We start from the raw sequence: 25,453 nt of genomic DNA, 5'->3' as shown, positions 1-25,453 counted from the left end.
TGACGATGCTAGCCCTCACCTTGCGCCGCACCGACACGGCACTCGGTGAAGCGGGTCATACTGACTAGGTATCACGTAAACGGTCCGCCTCAACCCGAGCGGCGGGGGAGTATGCATATCGTAATCATGGGGTGTGGCCGGGTCGGCTCGACCCTCGCGCACATCCTTGAGGACAACGGCCATTCGGTCGCCATCATCGACCGCGACCCGCAGGCGTTCCGCCGGCTGCGCGCCGGATTCCGGGGGCGCCGGGTCACCGGCGTGGGTTTCGACCGGGACGTCCTCACCGAGGCGGGGATTGAGTCCGCCTCCGCCTACGTCGCGGTGAGCAGCGGCGACAACTCCAACATCATCTCTGCCCGCGTCGCCCGCGAGACCTTCGGCGTCGACAACGTCGTGGCACGCATCTACGACCCGCGCCGTGCCGAGGTCTACCAGCGGCTCGGCATCCCCACCGTCGCCACGGTGCGCTGGACCGCCGACTCGATCTTGCGGCGTGTCCTGCCCGAGGGGGCCGAGCCCCTCTGGCGCGACCCGACGGGCACGGTCATGCTGGCCGAGGTCGTGTTCAACACGGGCTGGATCGGCACCCGTGTCGCCGATCTGGAGGAGGCCGCGAACGCCAGGGTGGCCTTCATCAACCGCATGGGCGAGGCGCTTCTGCCTACCTCGGACACCGTGGTGCAAGAGGACGACGTCCTGCACCTCATGGTCGCCGAGAACGACATGGACCGTATCAACAAGGTGCTCTCCGCGGCGCCGGAGGAGGGGCACTGATGCGCGTCGCGATCGCGGGCGCCGGAGCCGTGGGACGTTCGATCGCCGCCGAACTCCTGGAGAACGGCCACGAGGTCCTCCTCATCGACATCGACCCCAAAGCCATCAAGATCGACAGTGTGCCCCGGGCCGAGTGGCTGCTCGCCGACGCCTGCGAGATCTCGTCCCTCGACGAGGCGGGCCTCAACAACTGCCACGTCGTGGTCGCCTCCAGCGGCGACGACAAGGTCAACCTGGTGGTGTCCCTGCTCGCCAAGACCGAATACGGCGTGCCCCGCGTCGTGGCCCGCATCAACCACCCCAACAACGAGTGGCTGTTCAACGAGTCGTGGGGCGTCGACGTCGCCGTCTCCACCCCGCGCCTGCTCAGCGCCCTGGTGGAGGAGGCGGTCAGCGTCGGCGATCTGGTCCGCCTGCTGACCTTCCGGCAGGGCCAGGCCAACCTGGTCGAACTCACCCTCCCCGACGACGCCCCCGTGGTCGGCCAGCGCGCCGGCTCGGTCCCGTGGCCCCCGGACTCGGCCCTGGTGGCGATCCTGCGGGAGGGCCGGGTGCTCGTGCCGACGGCGGACGACCCGCTGGAGGCGGGAGACGAGCTCCTCTTCGTAGCCCGCCAGGAAGTCGAGGACGAGCTGGCCCAGCTCCTATCCCGCCACTGACCTCCTTGAAGAAGGCGCCCCGGCCCGGGGCGCCTTCGGCCATTAAGGCCCATGCCGTACGGCAGAGCCGGCATGACCACAGACCTCAGAACCCGACACGCCCGCAGCGCCCTCGTCCACCAAGGCCCATGCCGTACGGCAGAGCCGGCATGACCACAGACCTCAGAACCCGACACGCCCGCGGCGCACTCGTCCACCGAGGCCCACGCCGTACGGCACAGCCGGCATGACCACAGACCTCGAAAACGTGCCCGACACGCCCGGCCATCACGGCTCCCGGCGGCCGAGCCCCTTAGGGGCGGCTAGGTGGTGCCGCGGTCTCCCCCGCCGGTCTCCAAAGGCATGCCGTCCTGGGAAGAGGTGGCCCCGTCGTCCCGGATGGGCGTGCGGCCGAGGGCCAGAACCCACACCATGGCGCCCAGGGCGGCCACCTGGAGGGGCCAGCCCATGACCACCTTGGCGATGCCGAGGGCGGCGACCTCATTGGCGAGGTAGAGCGGCAGCTGGACCACGACTCGCAGCAGGCACGGCAGCATCAGCAGCCACGTGAGGCGCGAGCAGAGTTTGACGATGCCGGGGTCGCGGCGCCAGGCGGTGGGGTCGCCGGTGAGGGAGCCGATGAGGAAGCCGACGAGCGGCCACCGGGTGACGATCGAGATGAGCATGACGGCGGAATAGCCCGCGTTGTAGAGGATGCCGGGCAGCAGCACGTCGCGTGCCTCGCCGGTGCGCGAGGCGAAGAAGGCGCCGATGGCGATGCCGATCAGTCCGTTGATCACGAACTGGACGGTGGAGCGCTGGACCAGCCGCGCCACGACCAGGAGCACCGCCAGGCTCACGCTGATGATCAGGGACGTCTGGAGGTGCTCGGTGATCACCCACGAGAGAGTGAACGTGGCCGTGGGCACGGCCGCCTCGACGATGCCGCGTTTGCCGCCGAGCGCCTTGGCGAGCTGGCCGCGAACGGCAGCCTCCACCGTCTGGTGGGCGGCGTTGGGGCCGGCCTCGGCTGTGTCGCTCATCGTCGTGCTCACCGTGCCTCTGCGTCAGGCTCCGCCGGACGGGCGCAGCTCATATCTCGGGTTGAACATCACCTTGCGCCCATCCTGCATGCTCACCAGGCCCTCCGCGCGCAGGATGCGGCCCGGCTCGATGCCCGCGATTTTCCTCCGGCCCAGCCAGACCAGGTCGATCACGTCTGAGCCATCGTAAAGCTCTGCTTCCAGGGCGGGTGCCCCTCCTCGCGGTCGGAGGGTTACCGTGCGCAGTGTACCGGCGACGCAGGACCTTCTACGGTCGCCACACGCCGCGATCGGCGTGGCGCCGTGGCGGTCTAGGTCTTCCTGCAGTTCTTCCGCCTCGAGTTCGGACTGGCTTGACGTCAGCCTTTTGATGAACTCGCGGAAGCCCCCTCGTTTGTGGGGTTCGGCCCTGCTCACGTCGCTCCCTGGTCATGTGTCGCGCCTTGTGGGCGCCGCGGCCCTTGTGGGGGCCGACGGGTGAGGGTGCACAGCCTACGCACATGAGTGAACGGGCTCCCCACGCACATGCCCCTGAAACGGGAGCACCTGCCGCGACGGTTCCCGGCACCTGTGTGGACGCACACCCTACGCATAGACGCCGAGGCAGGCCACACCTAGGTACGAAGCCATAGCTCCCCGTACCTTCCACACTGACCCACGAAACGCGCCACCGCCAGGGTCAGCGCACCTCGGTGATCTCCGGCCCCCGCTTGAACGGGTTGAGGTCGCGGCGATCACGGGCCGCGTGCTGCTCGACGGCGGCGCGGGTCTCCTGCGGCAGGGCGAGCTGGATCGGCTCCTTGGGGGCCATGGGCTCGTCGCCCCGCACGACCACGAGGTCGCGGACGACACCCTCCAGGGTCTTGGCCGCCTCGTCCTCCGACGCGGCACGGCCGCTGATCACGGCCCGCAGGAACCAGCGAGGGCCGTCCACCCCGATGTAGCGCACCGGCTGCGGCGGCCCTTCGCCGACACCCGCCGCCTCGGCGGGGACCATGGCGGCGAGCTCCAGGCCGAAGGGGCCCTCGCGCTCCTCGCAGGTGCCTCCGGCGGTCTTGACGCCCTCGGCCAGCTCGGACCGCACCTCGTCCCAGATGCCGGAGCTCTTGGGCGCGGCGAACGCGTGGACCTGCAGGGCGCTCTCCTCGAAGAGCACGACCGCGCCGACGATCTGCTCACCCGCGACGTTGAGCTGGACCTCGAACCCGGGGCTCACCGGAAGCAGCAGCCCGCCAAGGTCGACGCGCTCCACCTCGGGGTGGGTCTCCTCGGAGTCCCAGGGGCCCGACTCCCGGGCGGGGGCAGGGGCTTCCTCGGCGACCGCCGTGGCCGCCTCGCCCTCCTCGTGACGACGGCGTCGACGTCCAAACACTTTCCTCGCCTCCCGATGTGTGTATGCGGACAGGGCACCCGTGACGGCCGGGTGCGGGCGGTGAGCCGACCGGCCTCAGCGGCCGGTGGACCCGAACCCGCCGTCGCCTCGCGCCGACCCCGGCAGCCTGTCCGCCTCGTAGAAGGCGGCACGCTCGACCCGCTGGATCACCAGTTGGGCGATGCGGTCACCGCGCTGGAGCCGGACCGCCTCCTTGGTGTCGGTGTTGAGCAGAGTCACCCGTATCTCGCCACGGTATCCGGCATCGACGGTGCCTGGGGCGTTGACGAGGGTGACACCATGCTTTGCCGCCAAACCCGACCGCGGGTGAACGAACGCCGCGAAGCCGTCGGGCAGCGCGATGGCGACCCCCGTGCCCACCATGGCACGCTCACCGGGCAGCAACTCGACGTCGGCGACCGCGAAGAGATCGGCTCCGGCGTCACCGGGATGGGCGTAGGCCGGCAGGGGGAGATCCGGGTCGAGCCGATGGATCAGAACCTCGACAGGCCCGGCAGCGCTAGTCGTCACGAGGGGGAACCCTATCGTCTGCGCCGGGAATTGAGCGTCCCACACGACCGATGACCTTGGAGATATCCAGCCCCAGCGCCGGTTCTGCCGGGATTTCGAATGATTCATCACCACAGCTGTACGGTCGCCCCAAGCCAAGCCAAGCCTGCCGTACGGTCACCCCGGGCGGCCGTGCGAAGCCAGGCCGGGCCGCCGGACCGCCGCCAACCAGGCGACAGCCGTACGGCCTCCCTCTCCCGCTCCGGCCGAACCGGCTCTCCCCTCGGCCACACGGGGTCTGCCCGCCGCGAAAGCCAGGCGGCAGCCGTACGGTCTAGTCGTCGGAGCGGTGGGGGGAGACCACCGGTTGGGCCAGGCCGCCGACCTGGACGATCGCCGGGCGGGGCCGGGTGTCCCCGGGGTCGTCCGCTTCGCCCTCGGCCGCCTGCCCCTCGGGGGGCTCGTCGCGGGTGGAGGGCGGGGGCTGCGTTGGCGAGGTCGAGGACTGCGGAGGTTCCCTGCTGAACAGTTCGGGCAGGGCGCGGTAGACCACGGCGGCCACCGGGACCGCGATGGCGGCGCCGGCGATGCCGCCGAGGATGCCTCCGACGGCGAGCACGAGGATGACCGCCAGCGGGTGGAAGTTGATGGCGCGGCCCACGATGAGCGGCAGGAGGACGTGGTTCTCCAACTGCTGTTCGACGAGCAGGATGCCGACGAAGACGAGCGCGTAGACCCAGCCCTTGGAGCCGAGGGTCACTAGGGCCGCCACTCCCCCGGCGAAGAAGATACCGACGATCGGGATGAAGCTCGCCAGGAAGATCAGCACGGCGAGCGGCGCCCACAACGGCACCCCCATGATGGCGAGCACGACACCGATGATCACGGCGTGCACCGCCGCGACGCCTACGGTGCCCTGCACATAGAGCGACAGGGTGCGCCAGGCCGCCCGCCCCGCCCGGTCGACCCTCGGGCTCATACGGCCGAAGGCCCGCAGGGACCATGCCCAGATGCGGTCGCCGTCCTTGAGTAGGAAGAATGTGACGAAAAGGATCAACACGAGGGCCGCGAGCACCTCGACCGCCACCGCCGCGCCGCTCACCAGCGGACCGGATATCTGGGTCGCCTGCTGGACGAAGGGCCCGGTGACGTTTCTGATCCACTCGCTGATCTGGGCCTGCTCAAGCTGGAGCGGACCAGTCGTCAGCCATTTCTGGACTTCCGCGACGCTCGCCTCGAACTGCCGGATCAGCGTCGGCCACTCCTCGGTGGCGCGTACGCCCACGATCCAGCCCGTGCCGCCGAGCACCGCGAGCGCCGTGAACATGGTGATCCACGTCGCCCATATGGGCGGCAGGCCAAGCACGCGCAACCGGCGCGTCAAGGGGAACAGCAGGGCCGCCAGCAGCATCGCGATCGCGACCGGCAGCGCCACGAAGCTCAGCCTGGCTATGGCGAGCACGCTGAAGTAGACGACGATGCCTATGAATATCAGCCGCCAGCTCCATGCGGCCATCGTGGCGAGGACGGGTGGCACGAGATCTGAACGAGGTTCTCGGTCCGGAATCACGCCTTCCAGACTGACACGCCACCAGGCGAAACGCGCATGCGTTTTTGCCCGGTCACGCCCGCGCGCACCGTAATACGGAGCATCGCCGCAGGTCACTCCGGGGTAAGACTGACGGTGGGAACTCTTTGGCGTGGCGGCCATCAGAGTGGGACGAACCCCACCATTGTCCCCATCACGTGACGTGGCTGCCCGGCAGGCGGACCGGTCCAACCGCTTGGAGGCCCGTGGCGGACGGCAAAAGCCACGCTATGGCCCGGCGAGCGAGGCCCGCCGGGCCACGCGGTCTCATGCCAGGGCGACCTCCACCGAGGCGCGGTCGTCCGGTGTGAGGACGAACTCCTCCACGTTGCCCGCCGAGCAGAGGTCGTCCTGCGCCTGGTGGACGAGGTGGATGTAGGGCCCGGTCACCGTCAGCCGGGAGACCTCCGCGCGGACGGAGAGCTTGGCCTCGGTCTTGGCCTTGCGCACCTGCCTGAGCACGTCGGACACCGCGGGCAGAAGGGCGGGGTCGCCGCCGCCCCTGGACGGGGTGGGCCAGGTGGCGCGGTGGATCGAGCCGTCGTGCCACCACGACCACGCCTCCTCCACCACGAACGGGAGGAAGGGCGCAAAGAGCCGCAGCATCACGTCGAGCGCCTCACGGAGCGCCACCCGCGCCGACTCGGCGGCGGCGGGCGAGGCGTCCGTGCCGTAGGCCCGCGCCTTGACCAGCTCCAGGTAGTCGTCGCAGAACTCCCAGAAGAACCGCTCGGTCACCTCAAGCGCCCGAGTGTGGTCATAGGCGTTGAGGGCCGCCGTGCCCTCCTCCACCACCCCGGACAGCCGGGCGAGCATCGACAGGTCGATCGGCTCGGTCACGGCTCCGCGCCCGCCGCCCCCCGCGGGAGACAACCCCAGGATGAACTTGGAGGCGTTGAGAATCTTGATCGCGAGCCGCCGGCCGATCTTGAACTGGCCGGCGTCGAACGCCGTGTCCACCCCCAGCCGGCCGCTCGCCGCCCAGTAGCGCACCGCGTCGGAGCCGTGCTTCTCCAGGAGGTCGATCGGCGTGACGACGTTGCCCTTGGACTTGGACATCTTCTTGCGGTCGGGGTCGACCACCCAGCCGGAGATCGCGGCCGATCGCCACGGGAGACGGCCGTGCTCCAGGTGGGCACGGACCACGGTCGAGAACAGCCACGTGCGGATGATCTCGTGTGACTGCGGCCGGAGATCCATCGGGAACACCCGGGAGAACAGGTCGTCGTCGTCACCCCACCGCCCGGCGATCTGCGGGGTCAGCGACGAGGTGGCCCAGGTGTCGAGCACGTCGGGGTCGGCGACGAAGCCCTTGGGCCTGCCCCGCTGGTCCTCGGTGTAGCCGGGCGGGACGTCCCCGGCGGGGTCGACCGGCAGCGCGGAGTGCGCCGGCAGGATCGGCCTGTCGTAGACGATCTGGCCGGAGTCGTCGAGGGGATACCACACCGGGACGGGCACGCCGAAGAAGCGCTGCCGGGAGACCAGCCAGTCACCCGCGAGCCCCTCCACCCAGTTGTCGTATCTCACCCACATGTGACCTGGATGCCAGGACAACTCGCCGCCGCGCTCAAGCAGGGCCCTGCGGAGGCTGTGGTCGCGCCCGCCGTTCCTGATATACCACTGGCGGGTGGTCACGATCTCCAGGGGGCGCTCGCCCCGCTCGTAGAACTTGACGGGCCGTGTCACCGGCCTCGGCTCGCCCTCCAGGTCGCCCGACTCGCGGAGCATCTCGACCATGCGTGCCCGCGCGCTGTGCACCGTCTTGCCGGCCACCTCGGCATATGCCTTGGCGGGCACTCCGGCGGGGGGATCGGGCAGCAGCCTGCCGTCCCATCCGATGACGGCCCGCGTCTGCAGGTCGAGCTCGCGCCACCAGACGACGTCGGTGACGTCGCCGAACGTGCACACCATCGCGATGCCCGACCCTTTGTCCCGATCGGCGAGGCGGTGTGCAAGGACGGGCACCTCCACCCCGAAGACGGGGGTGCGCACGGTCGTGCCGAACAGCGGCTGGTAGCGCTCGTCGTCGGGGTGCGCGACCAGCGCGACACACGCGGGGAGCAGCTCGGGCCTGGTCGTCTCGATCCAGACCCGGCCGGTGAAGCCGAACGCCCGCTGCTCCTCGCTCAGCAGGAAGCCGACCCGGTGGAACTCGCCCCGCTGGTCGCGGTCCTCCAGCTCGGCCTGGGCCACCGCCGTGCGGAACGTGACGTCCCACAGCGTGGGGGCCTCGGCGAGATATGCCTCCCCGCGGGCGAGATTGCCGAGGAAGGCCCGCTGGGAGACCGCCCTGGCCCGGTCGCCGATCGTCGTGTAGAGCAGCGACCAGTCGACCGACAGGCCGACCCGCCGCCACACCTCCTCGAACGCCTGCTCGTCGACGGCGGTGAGGTGGTGGCACAGCTCCACGAAGTTGCGCCGGGAAATCGGCACCTCGTGCTTGCCCGGCTGGGCGGGAGGGGTGAAATCGGGGTCGTAGGGCAGGGACGGGTCGCACCGGACGCCGTAGACGTTTTGCACACGGCGCTCAGTGGGCAACCCATTGTCATCCCATCCCAATGGGTAGAAGACGCTCTTGCCCCGCATGCGTTGGAATCTGGCCGTAATGTCGGTATGGGTATAGGAGAAGACATGGCCGACATGCAGCGAGCCGGAGACCGTGGGCGGCGGGGTGTCGATGGAAAACACCTCGGCGCGCGGTCTCGAGCGGTCGAACCGGTAGACGCCTTCGGTCTCCCAACGAGCCGCCCATACACTCTCAAGTCCATCGAGAGAGGGCTTATCGGGGACTGCTGCATGGCGCTGTCGCGGCTCGGTCATGCCTCCCTATGGTATGGCTTGACGTTCACAACCGCCGCCAGAGACTAAAGTCCGCTGTAGAGGCGGCGGAGAAGGGGGATCCCATGTCCGACAAAAAGAACTTGCCAGAGGAACTCGCCAAATCGGCGGCCAAGCCCGACCTGGGTTGGCGGTTGGTCGGCGGCGCGGTCGCTCTGGGAGTGGGCTTCGCGACCCGCAAACTCATCGAATTCGGCTGGCGCAAGGCGACCGGCAAAAAGCCGCCGGCCAACCCCGAGTCCCTCGAGGTCAGCCTGGCCGAGGCCGTGGGCTTCGCCGTCGTCATGGGCGTCGGCATGGAGGTCACCCGCATCGTCGCCGCCCGCATCGCGGCCAAGCGCTACCAGTCCTGGATCACCCCGGCCGCGGTCAAGCAGGCCGTCAAGGACGCCGTCGACTGACGGATCACGTTTCCGGCGGCGACCGCATTTTCACGAAGAAGAACACGGGCCGAGCCTTGACGATTGACTCGGCCCGCTTTGCTCACTTCCGCCCCCGGGGCCCCCTTAACCCACCCATCCCCCAAGGTTCCCCGGGCGGCTCATGCCGTACAGACCCTCACCCGCCTTCGAGTGCGGCGAGGAACTCCCCGGCCCAGCGGTCCACGTTGTAGGTCGCGACCCGCCTGCGCATGGAGCGCATGCGGCGGGACAACTCGTGCGGTGTGGCCCGCATGGCGGTGAGCATGGCGCGTTTCATGCCCTCGACGTCGTAGGGGTTGACGGAGAACGCCTGTTTGAGCTCGTCGGCGGCGCCGGCGAACTCGCTGAGGACGAGGCTGCCGCGCAGGTCGTGGCGGCAGGCGATGTATTCCTTGGCGACGAGGTTCATGCCGTCGCGCAGCGGAGTGACGACCATGACGTCGGCGGCGAAGTAGAGGGCGGCGAGCTCCCGGCGGTTGTACGACTGGTGGAGATATTGCACGGGCTGGTGCCCCAGCTGGGAGTGCTCACCGTTGATGCGGCCCACCTGAAGCTCGATCGAGTTGCGGAGGCGGCGATATTCTTCGACCCGCTCCCGGCTGGGTGTGGCGATCTGCACGAAGACCGCCTCGCCGGGTTTGACTGCCCCGTCGGCCAGGAGCTCGGAGAACGCCTTGAGTCGCTGGCCGATGCCCTTGGTGTAGTCGAGCCGGTCGACTCCCAGCAGCATGTGCTCGGGTTCGCCGAGCTCGGACCTGATCTCCTTGGCCCTGGCCACGATGGACGGCTCCCGGACGAGGGTGTCGAGTTCACTGAAATCCACCGAGATCGGGAAGGCTTCGGCCCTGATCCGCCTGCCGTCGAGTTCGACCTCGTTGCGATGGTGCTGAAGTCCGAGCAACCTGCGGCAGAGCCGGACGAAGTTGGCCGCGCCGCCGGGCCGCTGAAATCCGACGAGGTCGGCCCCAAGAAGGCCCTCGACGATCTCCCTGCGCCACGGGAGTTGCCAGAAGAGTTCAACGGGCGGGAAGGGGATGTGCAGGAAGAACCCGATCCGCAGATCGGGCCTGAGCTTGCGGAGCATGGCGGGGACGAGTTGCAGCTGGTAGTCCTGGATCCACACGACGGCGTTCTCGTCGGCCACCTCGGCGGCGGCGCGGGCGAAGCGGTCGTTGACGGCGCGGTAGGCGTCCCAGAGCACGCGTGAGTAGATCGGCGTGGCCACGACGTCGTGGTAAAGGGGCCAGATCGTGGCGTTGGAGAATCCTTCGTAGTAGAGCTCGACCTCCGCGGCGGAGAGCGGCACGGGGACGAGGTGCATGCCGTCGTGGTCGAACGGCTTGACCTCCTCACCCGGCGCGCCGTGCCACCCGAGCCAGGCGCCTTCGCGGCGCTGCATGACCGGAGCGATGGCGGTGACCAGCCCGCCGGGGCTGCGCCGCCATGCGGCGGCGCCGTCCGCTCCGACCACTCTGTCGACGGGTAGACGGTTGGCGACGATCAGAAACGAGCTCCGAGCCTTCACGCATTGCCTCCCATTTGGGTTGACCTCTGAGCATCTCCTTTTTCCCTTGTCGCGGGCCGGAGATGCCGGATGCGGCTTCTCGGACGAGATCGGGTGCCCGCCGAAGCGGCCGACCGGCGACACACGACAAGGAATGGAACACTCAATGTCCACCATACGGAAACGCGCCGCAGTGAGCATTTACCGGGCTCCCCGGCACAAAACGCGCATATGAACCCCTAGACCAGGGGAAAACGCTCCCCATGTGCCGTCATCACGTCCCCAAGGACTCTTAAACGAACCTCAGGCGGGCGGAAGTCCCCGCTGTCGCCGCAGATCAGCGCGTACGGCGAGAGCCAGACGGCGTGTCGCGGCACGGTTGAGCATGCCTCCGGCGACCGCCCCGGTGAAATACGGCCCAAGCGTGGTGAGATGCCGCCCAAGAGTGCGCATCAGGCGGTTGCGCAGCGCGGTCTTGGCCGCCGTGCCGAGCGCGAGCGTCACGCTGCCCGGGGACAGCGGGTCGATGCCGCGCTGCCTGCTCCAGGCCATGCTGAACGCGATCGCACGCTGGGTGCCGCCCCCCTCGACGGAGACACCGTAGACCGCGTGGAGCTCGGCGATGAGCTTGACCTCGATCGCCGCCACGACGAGTGTCTCGGCGATGAGCTGGGCCGGGGCCGTGAGCAGAAGCGGCGGCGCGGCGAATTCGACGGCGGCGACGGCTCCCCCGACGGCGCCGACCGTCATCGTGCCCTTGGCCGCTGTCCTGGTCAGCTCGTCGGCGAGGGCCTCGCCGGTGAGGCCGTGGTGGTGCTCGGACAGAGTGGCGAGATCGCGGATGGGGATGCGCGGAGCGACGCGCATGAACATCTCGGTGAGCCAGCGCCCCCGGCCCACGCCGCTCTCGCCGGCGCGGCGCGCGCCGTTCGCGAGCGCGCCTGTGAGGCGGGCGAGCAGCCTTCGCCGCTCGTCACCGCCGAGTTTGCCGGGCTGCTCGACAAGCCTCCCGACGAGTTCGGCGACCTCGTCACCGGCCGTGTCCCTGCCAGACACGGCCACGGGCGCTCCTTGGGAGCCGGGATCGGCCGGACCGTCCTGCTCCTTCGGCGTGCCCGTCGCTCCGTGGACGCCGGACTCCTCGTGCTCTGGTTGATCGTGCTCTGGTTGATCCGCTGTGGACGACACGTTGCGGAACCTCCTCGCTGCCGTCATCGCGCCCGCCGGGCGGAGACGGGCATTACGACCTGGCGGTCAGGCAGCGCATTCCCGGCACACTTGCTGACCGCCCTTGTCCGAGGCCAGCTGGCTCCGGTGGTGCACCAAGAAACACCGCGAACAGGTGAACTCGTCGGCCTGACGAGGTATCACCCGCAGCGAAAGCTCCTCGTTCGACAGGTCCGCGCCGGGCAGCTCGAGCGACTCGGCGAGATCGGTCTCGTCGATGTCGATGCTGCCCGAGGACTTGTCGGTGCGCCGCGCCTGAAGCTCCTGCAGGCTGTCTTCAGCCATGTCGTCATCGGTCTTGCGCGGGCTGTCGTAGTCGGTAGCCATCGTGCTTACTCCATCCCCCTCATCTATCTGTTGCGCGTCGTCGCGCGTGTGTAACGTCCGGGAGGTCCATCTTGTGCCCGATCTGCCAGGGAGATTTTGCAACGGTACCCAGGCGAGGCATGCGACGAACCTCATCCACACGTGAGGGACCTACCGCCAATGGGCGTGGTTAGTCAATTATGGCGAAAACCACAGCATTGGCGGCATGCACCACCTGTGTCGACGGCACATCCAACCACATGTACGGGGTCCGCGAGACGCCCCCCGCCGGATCAGCCCCCGGCAAGTCTGACCGTCACCACGAGCCCCCCGCCCTCGCGAGGAAGCGCCGCGACATTCCCACCGTGCACCTGTACTACCGCCCGGACGATGGACAGCCCCAGCCCCGACCCCTTGGCCGAATCGACCCGGTCGGCCGCGAGCCGCCTGAACGGCTCGAAGAGGCTGTTCACCTCGTAGGCGGGCACATGCGGCCCGGTGTTGGCCACCTGAACGACCAGTGCCCCTTCAACCATTCCCGTACGCACCCAAACTCTTCCAGATTCGGGAATGTTGTATTTGATCGCGTTCTCCACGAGGTTCGCCACACAACGCTCAAGGAGCACAGGGTCCCCAACCGTCTCGGCGCTGTGCAGATCTGTGGTGATCGTCACGTTCGCCTCTTCAGCCCAGGGCGAAAGCTGGCCGACCGCGGTCTCCGCCACATCCTTGAGATCCACCGGCTTGCGGACGCCCAGCTCCCGCTCACTGCGGGCGAGCAGCAGCAGCCCCTCGATCAGCCGCTCGTTGCGCGCGTTGACCTCAAGGAGGGTGCGCCCGAGCGTCTTCAGGTCCTCCGACGCCTCGGGGTCGGACAGGGAGATCTCCAGCACCGTCCGGTTGATCGTGAGCGGCGTGCGCAACTCGTGAGAGGCGTTGGCCACAAACCTCCGCTGGGTGTCGAAGGCGGTGTTGAGCCTGGTCAGCATGGCGTCGAAGGTGTCGGCCAGCTCCTTCAGCTCGTCGCTCGGCCCCTTGAGCGCGATGCGCTCGTGGGCCAGGGTGCTGTCGGACAACCTCCGCGCGGTGGCGGTCATCTGCTGGATCGGGCGCAGCGCCCTGTCCGCGATGAAATAGCCGATGACCAGCGACAACAGCCCCACCCCCGCGAGCGCGAGCACGCCGCGCTCCAGGAAGCGGTCCTGGGCGAGACCCACCATGTTGCGCTTGAGGATCGCGAACTGCTCCCGCCACAGGGCCTGATCGGCGAGCGACAGACCGAGCTCGTCCGGGTCGGGCATCGTATGCAGCAGCACACCCGAGATGATCACACCGAGCATCGAGTAGAGCACGAAGACCAGCAGCGCGCCCGCCGCGAACACCATCACGCCGTAGGTGAGGGTGAGCCGCCACCGGATGCTCATCCGCTCCGCGAGCCGTTGAAGTCTGTCCAGCACATTGCGGCGTTCCCCGAGCGGCATCGGCGACGGCGGCGGCGGGCCGTCCCACACCGGCGGGCCGACCGGCGGTGGAGGCTGCGCGCCGTACGGCTGCCGCCCGCCCCCGGAGGTCTCGACGCCGCCGGCCTCGGCACCGAGGTGCGGCTTGATCATCGGGCGCGTGGGCTCCAGCCGTGGATCACTCACAGTTTGTAACCCACCCCGGGCACGGTCTCGATCACCTGCGGGTCACCGAGCTTCTTGCGCAACGTCATCATCGTCACCCTGACGACATTGGTGAACGGATCGATGTTCTCGTCCCACGCCTTGTCCAGCAGGTCCTCCTGGCTGACGACCGCCCCCTCGGCGCGCATCAGCTCCTCAAGCACCGCGAACTCCTTCTTCGTGAGGGAGATCTCCTTGCCGTCCCTGGTCACCAGGCGCTTACCCGGGTCGAGCCGCACCCCGCCGCGCTCCAGCACGGGCGGCAGCGCCGGAGCCGACCGCCTGCCGAGCGCCCGCACGCGCGCCACGAGCTCGATGAACACGAACGGCTTGGCCAGATAGTCGTCGGCCCCCAGCCCCAGGCCCTCGACCTTGTCGTCGACGTCGCCGGCCGCCGTGAGCATGAGAATGCGCGAGCTCGTCCGCTGCGCGACCAGCCTGCGGCACACCTCGTCACCGTGGACCTTGGGCAGGTCGCGGTCGAGGACAATCACGTCGTAGTCGATGTAACCGGTGCGCTCCAGCGCACCCGCGCCGTCGTAGGCCACGTCGACCGCCATGGCCTCCCGGCGCAGACCGGTGGCGATGGCGTCGGCGAGCACACGCTCATCCTCGACAACAAGCACGCGCACGGCTTCTTCTACCTCCAGGTCGATGCGTGGCGGCACCCTCGGATCCAGTGCGGCATGCTGTTCGCGAGTCCCACCGACAGCGAGGACGCCTCGCCGTGTGACCCATTGTCCCCGCCAGTGCCGTAAGCACACGGTAAGCCAAGGTTGGTAGCGCTCCCACCAAGGAACGTGATGGAGGACACATCGTCGATTTCTGAAGAGCCAGGTTTCAACCAGGAGTCGGTTTGGGTAAAGCGAGAGACACTCCTACGGGCACCGAGGCAGGTGCTAGTGCCCGCCTCAGGCCGCTCCGCGGATTCAGCACGTTTCCCGCTCACGTAACCCCTCAGAAAGCAGGTGAGATGGGCGAGTTCACGACCACGATCGAAACCCGGCTCGACCAGGCCTACAAGGGCCTCAAAGAGGCTCAGTCGGCCGGCGACGACTACCTCGCCGACACGCTCGCCGTGGAGATCGAAGATCTTCAACGCGTTGCGGGAGAACACGGCATCGACCTCGGTCATCGGGAATAGTTCCCCTCGACTGCGATCGCCGGAAAACAGCACAAACGCCCTGCTCACCATGCCTTCCCGGGTTGTGGCGAGCGGGGCGGCTTCATGTACGGCAGAGCCACGATTTGGGCGAGCTCTCAAGGAGTGGCCGGTTGCGAGCACCTCTCACCGAACTGGCGCCGGCGCGCCTCGGCTCACACATGTGCCACAAGGGTGGTGAGCCGTGGCGATCCGCCGCCACAGCGGTCGGCGAACAGCGTTGCGGTCCGCCGACCTGCGATATACGTCACAGATCACGCGCGTGGTCGTACGGCGAAGCCCGCCCGGCCCGGTGTGATCGCCTCGCGATGCTCGCGGGGGCGGTGGGGCCTGGCGAGCTTCTGCCGTATTCGGAGCCCGTCGTGGGTCAGGCGTCGCGTTCGGGGTTGAGGGGGAGGAGGAGGTCGTGCAGGGCGGTGAAGAGGTCCGGGGCGGCGCAGAGGATCATCTCGGGGTTGGGGGGTGTGCCGCGCAGGCCGCCGAAGGCGGCGCCGGCCTCGGTGGCGATCAGGCCGCCGGCGGCGAAGTCCCACGCGTTGGCGCCGCGCTCGTAGTAGGCGTCGACCCGCCCGGCGGCGACCGCGCACAGGTCGGCCGCGGCCGAGCCCATCCTGCGGATGTCGCGCACGTGGGGCAGGACCTGGGTGAGCACCTCGGCCTGGACGACGCGGCGGCCGGGGGCGTAGCCGAAGCCGGTGGCCACCAGGGCCGCGGGCAGCGGCACGCCGGTGTTGCAGGTGATGCGATCGCCGTTGAGGTGGGCGCCGCCGCCGAGGCTCGCGGTGTAGACCTCGCCCAGGGGCACCACGTTGACGACTCCGGCGACCACCTGCCCGTCGACCTCGACGGCGATGCTGACGGCCCAGGCGGGCACGCCGTACAGGAAGTTGACCGTGCCGTCGATGGGGTCCACGATCCACCGCACGCCGCTGGCGCCGGGGGTGTCGCCCTCCTCCTCGCCCAGGACTCCGTCGTCGGGCCTGGCCTCGGCGATGCGCGCGCGGATCAGCTCCTCGGCGGCGCGGTCGAGGGCGGTGACGATGTCGGTGTCGGTGGACTTGGTGGTGAGCACCTCGGGCCGGTCCGGGCGTTTGGCCAGCAACATCGCACCGGCTTCACGGGCGATGTTCTCCGCTAGGGCCAGAAGTTCGGTCATGCGAGGCTCTCCGGACGTTTCCACTCTTGGCCGAGGACGTGCTGGGCCAGGAAGGCCAGGCATGTTTCGTACCAGGCGACGATGTTCCCCGGCTTGAGAATCCAGTGGTTCTCATCGGGAAAGTAGAGGAACTTCCCTTCTACCCCGGTGCGCTGGAGATCGCGCCAAAGGCGCAGCGCCTCCCCGATCGGCACGCGGTAGTCCTTGTCGCCGTGGATCACCAGCATGGGTGCCGAGATATTCTCCAGGGCGGTGTGCGGTGAAAGCGTCCGGTAGAGGTCGGAGCCGACGGGGCCGAACTCCCGCTCCCAGTAGCTCGCGACGTCGGTCGTGCCGGCGAACTGGTCGAGGTGCCACAACGAGGCGTGCGTGACGACCGCCTTCCAGCCGGTCGTGTGTCCTGCGAGCCAGTTGGCCATATAGCCGCCGAAGGAGCCGCCCATCAGCCCCGTGCGGCTCTCGTCGATGTCGGGCCGCGCCTGGCAGGCGGCGGTGACCGCCATGAGGTCGGCCTCGGTGGCGGGCCCCCAGTCGGCCCAGCCACGCTCAAGCATGCGCGAGCCGTACCCGGAGGACAGGCAGGGGTCCGGCAGGAGTACGGCGTAGCCGGCCGCGGCCATGATCCACGGATTCCAGCGCCACGACCAGTCGTTCCAGCTGGCGACAGGGCCGCCGTGCACCCACAGCAGCAGCGGGGCGGGCTCGTCGGAGCTCGCCCCCTCGGGGAGGACGAGCCAGGACCGGATCTCGGTCCCGTCGGGAGCGGGAGCGGAGATCTCGGTAAGCGTGCCGGGGAGGTCGAGCCTGAGCGCGGGCGACGGCAACTCCTCGACCGTGCCGTCGAGGGCGATCCGCACCGGGCCGGGGGTGATCCCGACGCCGCTGCGCAGGGCGTACAGGCCGGTGCCGTCGGGGGCCGGGCACAACGAGTAGTAGGCGGCGTCGTCCGGCGTGAGCCGTACCGGCTCCGCGCCGTCGAGGGTGTAGCGGAACACCGGGCGGCGGCCCCTGTGGTCGGCGACGGCGTACAGCGAGGCCGAGTCCGGCGCCCACGCCACGTCGCCCGGCCACAGGTCGCCGCCGAGGACGGTGAGGTCGCCGGTGCCGAGGTCGATCACGCAGAGCGTGATCTCCGGCACGCGGTCCGGGGAGGAGTGGCTCTCGCGCAGGCAGGTGACGTAGCGGCCGTCGGGGGAGATCCGGACCGGGCCGGTGAAGTCGTAGCCGTCCTGCGCGGCAAGCGTGCGGCGAGTCCGGCCGGCGAGATCGACGCGGACCAGGTCGGTGCGCATCTCGGCGTTCGGCTGGGGGTTCCACCAGGTGGTGACGGCGGCGGCGCCGTCCGGCGTGACGTCGAACGACGCGTTGTCGAGGGCGCGCCCGGGATCGGGGGTGACGTCCTCGACGCCGTCGAGGCTCTCGCCGGCGCCGCCCGTGGCGGCGAACATGCGCCTCTGGCCCGGTCCGAGGTCGGCGTCCCAATAGCGGACGGGGTAGCCCTCGTGGAGCACGGCGCTGATGCCGGCGTCCTTCCTGGCCTTGCGGCGTTCGGCTTCCAGGCTCGCATCACCCGGCAGCACGTCGGCGAGGAACACCGTGGCGGATCCCCCCGCACGGACCTCGGCGATGCCTCCCGGCCGGTCGGCGATCTTACGTGCCTCTCCCCCGTCGGCGGGCAGCAGCCACAACGCGGGCACGTCCTCATCGCCCTCACCGCCCGGGTCGGGCCTGCGTGAGGTGAACAGCAGATCGCCGTCGGGGGTGAACGCGGCGCCGCTCTCGCCCTTGGCTGACCTGGTCAGACGTCGCGGATGACCACCGGTGGCACTGGTTGGGACCGACCACAGCGACGTTCCGTAGGATTTGCCGTCGGAGTTCAGGGCCTGCACGGCGGCGACGAGCCGCTGACCGTCCGGGGACAGTCGTAGCGAGAGCACACGCTGTGTGCCCACATAGGCCCGAATATCATTAAATGGGGTCACCTATCCGAACCTACCCCGCGCGCGCTCTTGATCAACCGCTCTCCTGGGTGGGGTGCCGGGGGCTTTCGCCGTACTCCTGCTTGGTGTGTGCCGGTCGGCCCTCGCGGAGGTGGCATGCCCATGCATGCTCGCGGTTCGCGAGGGCCGATGTGGCATCAGCGTGCTCTGTCTCCCCTCCCTCTGCGGTCAGGGGGGTGAGATGTTGGTGAAGGTGGTGCAGTTGTTCGGCCAGGCGGGGTTGGCCCCCGTACCCGGTGTGGGCTCGACCGTGCAATCGCTGAAGTAGACCCCGCCGCCTACCTCGGCCACAGTGATCCGGAGACCGCTGCCCTGGGTGCCCGCGAGGGCGACGCTGACGACGTTTGGCGGGATGCCCAAGAGGGTGCCGAAGGAGTGCCATGCGGGAGTGGTTCTTTCATCCCGTATCTGCACCAGACCGTTTCTCGCGATCGCTTCGAAGTTGTGGACCCCGAAAAGCGTCCCGGTCACAATCGGCCCCGCGGGACCGGCGGCGCCGGTAGGACCTGCGGGGCCGGTAGCACCCGCAGGACCGGTCTCACCGGCAGGGCCTGCAGGGCCGGCGGGACCCACGGGGCCTACCGGACCAGTCTCACCCGTAGGACCGGCGGGACCCACGGAACCGGCAGGGCCAGTCTCACCGGTAGGACCGGCAGGACCCACAGGGCCCACCGCCCCCGCAGGGCCGGCGGGACCCGTCGGGCCGACGGGACCGGTGTCACCGGTAGGCCCGGCAGGCCCCACAGAGCCGGTCTCACCAGCGGGACCGGCCGGACCCACCGCGCCCGCAGGACCCACAGGACCGGTGCTTCCGGCGGGCCCGGCCGCACCCACAGGACCGGCAGGGCCCACCGCACCCGCAGGACCGGCAGGGCCCACCGCACCCGCAGGACCGGCGGGACCGGCGGGACCGGCGGGACCGGTCTGCCCCGCGGAACCCGCGGGGCCAGGAGGACCGTCAGGCCCGGCGGGACCGGCAGGACCGGCAGGACCGGCGGCACCGCTCTCTCCCTGCTCGCCTCTCGGCCCGGCAGGGCCGGCCGGCCCCTCGGGGCCTCTGGGGCCGGCGGGGCCTCGGGCGCACGTGCGCCTATTCCACTTTTTGCTACAGCACACTTCGCTCAGAAGCTCGGGATCCCAGTCGGGGACGGGGCCGCCCCGTGCGGGGTCCACCCGCAGGGGCGCCTCCGCACAGGGGCTCCCCTGCGCCCCGCCGGGCACTTCCGCGGAGTGAGCCACCGCCACTCCCCCGGCGAACCCTGCGAAGCCGGTGAACCCCACGAACAACACCAATGCGGCAGCGGCGAGGCCGGCAACACCGCCGCCCGCCCTATCGACACCCAGGCTCACCAGCCCAGATTTCCGAAATAGAGTCAATTTACGCCCTCTTACTCATCCAGCACGGAAAGCGAAGCGCTTTCCCAGTGCGATGGAGAGCAGATCCCCGCATCCCCCTCATGGCACTACTCAGCAACGATGTACAACAAGCAAATATGCAGCTCCCAGCCCCCGAGCCCCCCGCAACAAACCCCATCCAGACACGACAAAGCACCCTTGTCCCCAGCCCCATGACCACGAACCCAAACCCGCAGCCACCAAATCCACGAATCACCGCAATGCCCGACAAACCCCGTTCCCCTCAACAGTCCCGTCGCTCGCGAAGGCGGCAGCGGTTCGTAGAGCGACACCCCGATACGGTTGGATGAGGACCATGGGGACCTATGACGCACTGCTCATCGTGTCGTTCGGTGGGCCGGAGAAGCCCTCCGACGTGCTGCCCTTCCTGGAAAACGTCGTCCGGGGAAGAGGCGTGCCCGCGGCTCGCCTCAAGGAAGTCGAGGCTCACTACCAGCAGTTCGGCGGTGTCAGCCCGATCAATCAGCAGTGCCGGGACCTGATCGAAGCCGTCCGCCCCCTGGTGGACCTCCCGATCTACTGGGGCAACCGCAACTGGCACCCCTTCCTCACCGACACGGTGCGCCAGATGGCGGCCGACGGCGTCCAGAAGGCCGCAGCCTTCGTGACAGCCGCCTACGCGTCATACTCCGCCTGCCGGCAATACCGCGACGACATCGACCAGGCCCGCGCCGCCGTCGAAGGCGCGCCGGAGATCGTCAAGTTCCGCAACTACTTCGACCACCCCGGCTTCATCGCCGCCATGGCCGACCACACCGCCCAGGCCATCGCCCGCCTCCCCGAGGCCGTCCGCGGCGACGCCCGGCTCGTCTTCGTCGCCCACAGCATCCCTCTTTCCATGGCCAGTACGGCGGGGCCCACCGGCGGCGCCTACCAGGCCCAGCTCCACCACGTCGCGCACCTGGTCAGCAAGTCCCTGGGCATCTCAAGGCCGTACGACCTCGTCTGGCAGAGCCGCAGCGGCCCGCCTGAGATCCCCTGGCTCGAACCCGACATCTGCGACCACCTGGAAGACCTCCACAAGAGAGGCACCGCCGCCGCCGTGGTGGTGCCCATCGGCTTCATCTCCGACCACATGGAGGTCGTCTACGACCTCGACGTCGAGGCCCGCGACGTGGCCGACCGCCTCGGCCTCCCCATGGAACGCGCCGCCACCGCCGGCACCCACCCGGCCTTCACCCAGATGATCGCCAACCTCCTCACCGAACCCGAACCCACCCCCTGCCCCTTGACCTGCTGCCCCACCCCCCGCCGCCGCCCGACCTGACCCACACTTCCCGGGCGCAGGGCAGACTCTCCCCCCTCCGAGAGCTCCGCCCCCGACATCGAACACAACCACCCGCGCGGCATCCAGGAACGCGGCACCGGTTGTGCCGCCCGCACGCTTCCGCCATGCTTTGCAGCAGCCCCCCAGGGCTTGGTTCACTACCGGAGGTTTTGCTGCGGAACCTGGCCACCGCAGCCTTGGCAACCACCTCCGGACCAGCGCCTTTACCTTGGGGTCCTCATGCGCCCTACGAGGGGTCGAAACGACGCGCCTGGAGTTGTGAGTGCGTATATACCGGCAAGTCCTCATGCGCCCTACGAGGGGTCGAAACGGATATGCAGCTTGGAGGACCTCGGCGCAAGAAGGCGTCCTCATGCGCCCTACGAGTTGCCCTACGAGGGGTCGAAACTCGTCGCACTGCTCGTACGTCAGCGTTTCACCGTGTCCTCCCCCTTACGAGGGGTCTCGACGTTTCGAGCTCCAACGCCACCGAGGCACCCATACCCGCCCTCATTCCCCTATGAGGGGCCGCAGCAGCTCCACGCTGAGGCCGGAGTAGTCCAGCAGGCACTCATCACTTCATGTAAGGGATCTCACCACGCCTGCTGTGTCCGCCAAGGCCCCACCGGTGCCACGAGCACAGCAAACGCGACCACCTGCCCCGAACCCCTCTTTAACCAGGCCGAAGTGTGCCTCCCCGCTCAGTAGGCCGCCTCGTAGCCCCGGGCGACGCCGAGGACCTTGTCTACGTAAGCCCATGAGTGGTTGTAGAACCACAGCGCCTTGCGCAGCTTCTGGGCACCCTGGTTGGCGCCGTTCGCACACAGGTAGTTGGCCGCCGAAGGAACCGCGTCGTACGGGCTCCAGATGTCGGCCTTGCCGTCACCATCGCCGTCCACCCCGTATGCCTTCCAGGTGGCGGGCATGAACTGCATGGGGCCAAGTGCCCCGGCACTGGACGGACCGTTGTTGCGGCCATGTGAGCTCTCCACCTGACCGATGGCCGCAAGCACAGTCCACGACATGCCAGGGCAGACCGCCGCAGACGCCCGATAAAGGTCCAGGTAGCTGGCCGGGCGCCCCACGATGACCTTCTGCGCGCCGCGGGCGGGGGCCGCCGCCGCGGCGGCGGGGGACTTGGAGGTGGGGGCGCGGCGTTCGCCGAGGGTGACGATCTGGGCGCCCTTGCCGAGGAGGCGGCCGACGCCGCGGCCGACGGTGGCGGGCGGGGTGTCGGCGGTGTGGACGAGGACGGCCACTTCGGGGAACAGGCCGAGCCGGCGCCCCACGTCCAGGCTGACGATGCCGTCCACGCCGGGGAGGCCGAAGGTGGCGGAGGCGGCCAGGCGGGTGGAGGGGCCGGTGCCGAGCTGGTAGCGGGCGCCCAGGCGCAGGCCGAGGCGTTTGGCGGCTGCCATCTCGGCGATGAACTCGCCCCCGGCGAGGGCGCTCCACACGGCGGGCTCGTCGGCGATGGCCTTCGGGGTCCAGGATCGGAACTCGACGGGGTCGACGGCCAGCAGGCTGATCCCCTGGCCGGAAACGCGCACGGCGCCCGCGTCGGCGAGGGTGACCTTCTGCACGTGCTTGAGGCGGGAGATCCGGTTGACGGTCTCCCGGGAGACCGCGCTCTTCGCGATGGCCAGCAGTTTGGGTGGTGTGGGTGTCACGCCGGGACCTCCGCCGCGCGGGGGCGCCCCAGGGGAGGCCGTCCCCGCCGAAGGGGTGGGGGAAGGCTTTGTCGTGTTCGGGCGGAGGGCGTCAAGCGCGGCGGATGTCGGGGCCGGGGCCCCGGCACCTCCCATACCGACCGGCGCGCCATCACCCACCGGTCCGGCCTGTCCCACACCGACCGGCGCGCCATCACCCGCCGGTCCGGCCTGTCCCACACCGACCGGCGCGCCACCACCGGCCGGTCCGGACTGTCCCGCACCGCTCGGGAACGGAGCGCCATCACCCACCGGTCCCGACTGTCCCCCGCCCGCTAGGCCGCCTTCGCTCAGCTCCAAGGTGTTCACGACCGGTGACTCCCCGCTTCGCCGTACCTCCGCGCGGAGGATGACGTACAGGCTCACACCCGCGACCGAGAGTGCGGTCACCACCCCGAGAATCGCAAAAACGACCTTCCAACCGGGAAGACGCGACATTTGACACACGTTAGACCCTGTTGGTGGTTGCTTGACCCAGAAAACCGCTTGCTCGCCCGTGTATGGGTGCTCCAAGGTCGGAAGGGGCCCAGCGCCACCTGTGCAATGCCGTACCGTCACCGGACCAGCCGACGGTCGGGAAGGGAACGATCACGCCAGAGGCGTGCGGAAGTGGAGTTGTCGTGGTCGGGCCGTATCGAGGGCTCTTCAACACGCCGGGGGCCAAAGGCTTCGTCATCAGCGGATTTGTCGGACGCCTGCCGATGTCCATGCTCGGTATCAGCATTGTCCTGCTCATCTCCGCCCTCACCAACTCGTACGGCACAGCCGGGGCGATCGCCGCGACCGTCTCGGTGGCCTTCGCCGTCTCGGCGCCCCTCTCCGGGCGGCTGGTCGACCGGTTCGGCCAGGCCAGGGTACTCATCCCGATCACCATCGCGCACGGTGCCGCACTGATCGGGCTGATGCTGCTCGCGAGCTCCGGCGCACCCATCTGGACGTTGTTCGCCACCGGTGTGCTGGTCGGCGCGACGGCGGTCTCGCTCGGCTCGATGGTGCGAGCGCGCTGGTCGTATCTGACGGCGGGCGACAGCAAGAAGCTGCACACGGCGTTCTCGTTCGAGTCGGTGATGGACGAGATGATCTTCGTCGGCGGACCGGCGCTGGCGACCGCGCTCGCCACCACGGTGAGCGAGTACGCCGGGCTGGTCGTCGTGCTCCTGTCGACGACGATCGGCGTCACCACGTTCGCCCTGCAGCGCGGCACCGAGCCGCCCGTGCGTCCGCGCAGGTCCGGCGGCGGCACGTCCCCCATTCTGATCCCGGGTGTCGCGGTCGTGTCGTGCGTGTTCCTGGCGATGGGGTCGGTGTTCGGTTCCGTCGACCTGATCACCGTGGCCTTCGCCGAGGAGGAGGGTTCGAAGGCCGCCGCCGGGCTCATGCTCGGCGCGTTCGCCGGGGGCAGCCTGGTCTCGGGCATCTGGTTCGGCGCGCGCCAATGGCGGATCTCGCTGCGCAGCAGGTTCGTGCGCGCACTGGGGTTCTTCGCCGTCGGGGTCGTCCCGATCGTGTTCGTCGGCCACGTCGCGCTCATGGCGGTCGCGCTCTTCCTCGCCGGCCTCGCCATCTCGCCGACCATCATCACCGGCTACGCCCTGGTGGAGCGGCTGGTGCCGAACGGGCTGCTCACCGAGGGCATGGCGTGGATCTCCACCGCGGTCGGCTTCGGCGTCGCCATCGGCGCGTGGGCGGGCGGGCGGCTGACCGACATGTTCGGGGCGACCAACGCCTACGGGTTCGCGCTGATCTGCGCGTTGCTCGCGGCGACGGTGGGCCTCGCCGGCTCGGCGCTGCTGCGCACGCCGAAGGAGACCTCGCCCGCACAGGCGTAGGCCCGGCGAACGAAGGGGGGCCTACGCCCGGCGGCCCGCACAGGCGTAGGCGGAGGCCCGGCAGTCCCCAGTAAACGGCAGCCCCCGCGCAGAGCATTGCGCGCAGGAGTAGTTAAGATCTCAACCTTATTGCGAGAGATCACTGGGTGTCCCGTATCGATCACCCTGAGCGGTACGATGCGGGGCGCCCCGGCTCCTCCCCCTCAGAAGGTTCGGTCATGTCTCGCCTCCTCCGGTCACTGCTCGCACTCGCCTGTGGCGTCACCGCGCTCGCCGCGGGACCCGCCACCGGCGCCGCGTCCGCCACCGGCCCAGCGTCCACAGCCGCCCGTGTCGACTGCGCCGTAGTCAAATGCGTCGCCCTCACGTTCGACGACGGTCCGGGCAAATACGCCGGTGAGCTGCTCGACACTCTGAAGAAGCACAAGGCCAAGGCCACGTTCTTCCTGCAGGGGCAATATGTGAAGTCGCGCCCCGCCTTCGCCCGCCGCATGGCGAAGGAGGGCCACGAGCTCGGCAACCACAGCTACCGCCACTCCAACTTCACCGGCATCTCGATCGAGGACATCCGCACCGAGGTGGTCTCGACGCAGGAGATCGTGCACGAGGTCACCGGTGAGTGGCCGGTGTTGCTGCGCCCGCCTTACGGCTTGAGCACGCCCTCGGTCGAGCAGGTCGCGGCCGAGGTGAACCTGCCGATCGTGTTGTGGAATGCCGGCTCACGCGACTGGGCGCTGCGCGACACCAAGGAGATCACCAAGCAGGTGCTCAAGGTGGCCGAGCGCAACTCGGTGGTGCTCATGCACGACTGGGTGCAGGAGTCGGTGAAGGCGATGCCCGCGATCCTCACCGAGCTCTCCAAGCGGGGTTACCACATGGTGACAGTCTCGGACGTGCTCGGCGACGCGATGCCCGCCGCGGGCGGGACCTTCCCCGCCGACAAGGTCGTGGGCTAGGAGCCATACCGCTCCGGGCCTTGCATGAGTAGTGTTCATGTTCACTGCTCCGTCACTCGCGGGGAAACC

At 69.2% G+C, this 25,453-nt stretch carries 22 protein-coding genes; 7 read left to right on the top strand and 15 right to left on the bottom strand.

All coding sequences use genetic code 11. The annotated features are described in order from the left end of the window. Positions 1–111: 111 nt before the first annotated feature. Together Ssi02_RS10875 and Ssi02_RS10870 are read left to right on the top strand one after the other, a co-directional pair. Positions 112–777, top strand: coding sequence for a potassium channel family protein (locus tag Ssi02_RS10875; RefSeq protein ID WP_204024451.1), 666 nt, complete (start codon positions 112–114; stop codon positions 775–777). After that, positions 777–1,436: a potassium channel family protein gene (locus Ssi02_RS10870; protein WP_204024449.1), complete on the top strand. Its 660-nt coding sequence runs from the start codon at positions 777–779 to the stop codon at positions 1,434–1,436. The genes Ssi02_RS10875 and Ssi02_RS10870 overlap by 1 nt, the downstream gene beginning before the upstream one ends. 302 nt (positions 1,437–1,738) lie before the next feature. Here the strand turns inward: Ssi02_RS10870 and Ssi02_RS10865 are convergent, their stop codons facing one another. The 6 genes from Ssi02_RS10865 to valS all read right to left on the bottom strand — a co-directional run bounded on the left by Ssi02_RS10865 (position 1,739) and on the right by valS (position 8,748). Next, positions 1,739–2,458 (bottom strand): DUF3159 domain-containing protein, encoded by a 720-nt coding sequence (locus Ssi02_RS10865; protein WP_204024447.1) that lies wholly within the window; start codon positions 2,456–2,458, stop codon positions 1,739–1,741. Positions 2,459–2,482: 24 nt separating this feature from the next. Then, positions 2,483–2,632 (bottom strand): single stranded DNA-binding domain-containing protein, encoded by a 150-nt coding sequence (locus Ssi02_RS40095; RefSeq protein ID WP_445009404.1) that lies wholly within the window; start codon positions 2,630–2,632, stop codon positions 2,483–2,485. 505 nt (positions 2,633–3,137) lie between these two features. Then, positions 3,138–3,830 carry a DUF3710 domain-containing protein gene (locus Ssi02_RS10855; protein ID WP_204024443.1) on the bottom strand — a complete coding sequence of 231 codons (693 nt, stop codon included), beginning with the start codon at positions 3,828–3,830 and terminating at the stop codon, positions 3,138–3,140. Between the two features lie 75 nt (positions 3,831–3,905). Further along, on the bottom strand, positions 3,906–4,361 hold the full coding sequence (gene dut, locus Ssi02_RS10850) for a dUTP diphosphatase (RefSeq protein WP_239128792.1): 456 nt from the start codon (positions 4,359–4,361) through the stop codon (positions 3,906–3,908). Positions 4,362–4,674: 313 nt separating this feature from the next. Continuing rightward, entirely contained in the window at positions 4,675–5,877 is a 1,203-nt protein-coding gene (locus Ssi02_RS10845) for an AI-2E family transporter (protein ID WP_239128791.1), read from the bottom strand. 318 nt (positions 5,878–6,195) lie between these two features. Continuing rightward, positions 6,196–8,748 carry a valine--tRNA ligase gene (valS, locus tag Ssi02_RS10840; RefSeq protein WP_204024437.1) on the bottom strand — a complete coding sequence of 851 codons (2,553 nt, stop codon included), beginning with the start codon at positions 8,746–8,748 and terminating at the stop codon, positions 6,196–6,198. Between the two features lie 83 nt (positions 8,749–8,831). On the opposite strand from valS, the gene Ssi02_RS10835 reads away from it, so the two are divergent. Beyond that, positions 8,832–9,167: a DUF4235 domain-containing protein gene (locus Ssi02_RS10835; protein WP_204024434.1), complete on the top strand. Its 336-nt coding sequence runs from the start codon at positions 8,832–8,834 to the stop codon at positions 9,165–9,167. Between the two features lie 157 nt (positions 9,168–9,324). Here the strand turns inward: Ssi02_RS10835 and Ssi02_RS10830 are convergent, their stop codons facing one another. The 5 genes from Ssi02_RS10830 to Ssi02_RS10810 form a co-directional block, all read right to left on the bottom strand. After that, complete coding sequence (locus Ssi02_RS10830; protein WP_239128790.1) at positions 9,325–10,713, bottom strand: alpha,alpha-trehalose-phosphate synthase (UDP-forming); 1,389 nt, start codon at positions 10,711–10,713, stop codon at positions 9,325–9,327. 282 nt (positions 10,714–10,995) lie between these two features. Next, positions 10,996–11,754: a hypothetical protein gene (locus tag Ssi02_RS10825; protein ID WP_239128789.1), complete on the bottom strand. Its 759-nt coding sequence runs from the start codon at positions 11,752–11,754 to the stop codon at positions 10,996–10,998. 192 nt (positions 11,755–11,946) lie between these two features. Beyond that, positions 11,947–12,246: a DUF4193 domain-containing protein gene (locus tag Ssi02_RS10820; protein WP_204024432.1), complete on the bottom strand. Its 300-nt coding sequence runs from the start codon at positions 12,244–12,246 to the stop codon at positions 11,947–11,949. Positions 12,247–12,518: 272 nt separating this feature from the next. Continuing rightward, a complete protein-coding gene (locus tag Ssi02_RS10815) occupies positions 12,519–13,838 on the bottom strand; it encodes a sensor histidine kinase (RefSeq protein ID WP_204024693.1) in 1,320 nt (439 codons plus the stop codon). 29 nt (positions 13,839–13,867) lie between these two features. Next, the gene (locus tag Ssi02_RS10810; RefSeq protein WP_204024691.1) at positions 13,868–14,521 is read right to left on the bottom strand and encodes a response regulator transcription factor; all 654 of its coding nucleotides are present in this window, start codon (positions 14,519–14,521) and stop codon (positions 13,868–13,870) included. A 341-nt stretch (positions 14,522–14,862) separates the two neighbouring features. Here Ssi02_RS10810 and Ssi02_RS10805 point away from each other — a divergent pair, with 341 nt between their 5' ends. Beyond that, positions 14,863–15,033, top strand: coding sequence for a hypothetical protein (locus Ssi02_RS10805; protein WP_204024430.1), 171 nt, complete (start codon positions 14,863–14,865; stop codon positions 15,031–15,033). A 385-nt stretch (positions 15,034–15,418) separates the two neighbouring features. Here the strand turns inward: Ssi02_RS10805 and Ssi02_RS10800 are convergent, their stop codons facing one another. The 3 genes from Ssi02_RS10800 to Ssi02_RS38635 form a co-directional block, all read right to left on the bottom strand. Continuing rightward, positions 15,419–16,207 (bottom strand): inositol monophosphatase family protein, encoded by a 789-nt coding sequence (locus Ssi02_RS10800; RefSeq protein WP_204024428.1) that lies wholly within the window; start codon positions 16,205–16,207, stop codon positions 15,419–15,421. Beyond that, complete coding sequence (locus Ssi02_RS10795) at positions 16,204–18,189, bottom strand: S9 family peptidase (RefSeq protein ID WP_239128787.1); 1,986 nt, start codon at positions 18,187–18,189, stop codon at positions 16,204–16,206. Before Ssi02_RS10795 ends, Ssi02_RS10800 begins: the two co-directional genes overlap by 4 nt. A 186-nt stretch (positions 18,190–18,375) precedes the next feature. Then, positions 18,376–18,678, bottom strand: a complete 303-nt coding sequence (locus tag Ssi02_RS38635) for a hypothetical protein (RefSeq protein ID WP_239128814.1) — start codon at positions 18,676–18,678, stop codon at positions 18,376–18,378. A 1,240-nt stretch (positions 18,679–19,918) separates the two neighbouring features. Between Ssi02_RS38635 and Ssi02_RS10785 the strand changes: the two genes are divergently transcribed. Beyond that, a complete protein-coding gene (locus Ssi02_RS10785) occupies positions 19,919–20,890 on the top strand; it encodes a ferrochelatase (protein WP_204024424.1) in 972 nt (323 codons plus the stop codon). A 701-nt stretch (positions 20,891–21,591) separates the two neighbouring features. On the opposite strand, the gene Ssi02_RS10780 is transcribed toward Ssi02_RS10785, so the two are convergent. Then, the gene (locus tag Ssi02_RS10780) at positions 21,592–22,560 is read right to left on the bottom strand and encodes a lytic transglycosylase domain-containing protein (protein ID WP_239128786.1); all 969 of its coding nucleotides are present in this window, start codon (positions 22,558–22,560) and stop codon (positions 21,592–21,594) included. A gap of 659 nt (positions 22,561–23,219) precedes the next feature. Between Ssi02_RS10780 and Ssi02_RS10775 the strand changes: the two genes are divergently transcribed. Both Ssi02_RS10775 and Ssi02_RS10770 read left to right on the top strand, forming a co-directional pair. Then, positions 23,220–24,428 (top strand): MFS transporter, encoded by a 1,209-nt coding sequence (locus Ssi02_RS10775; RefSeq protein ID WP_204024422.1) that lies wholly within the window; start codon positions 23,220–23,222, stop codon positions 24,426–24,428. Between the two features lie 218 nt (positions 24,429–24,646). Then, entirely contained in the window at positions 24,647–25,384 is a 738-nt protein-coding gene (locus Ssi02_RS10770; RefSeq protein ID WP_204024420.1) for a polysaccharide deacetylase family protein, read from the top strand. The last annotated feature ends 69 nt before the right edge of the window (positions 25,385–25,453 follow it).

Source organism: Sinosporangium siamense (assembly GCF_016863435.1).
Classification (GTDB): domain Bacteria; phylum Actinomycetota; class Actinomycetes; order Streptosporangiales; family Streptosporangiaceae; genus Sinosporangium; species Sinosporangium siamense.
Note: the sequence above shows the minus strand (reverse complement) of the source record. Positions and strands in the feature narration are given on the sequence as shown.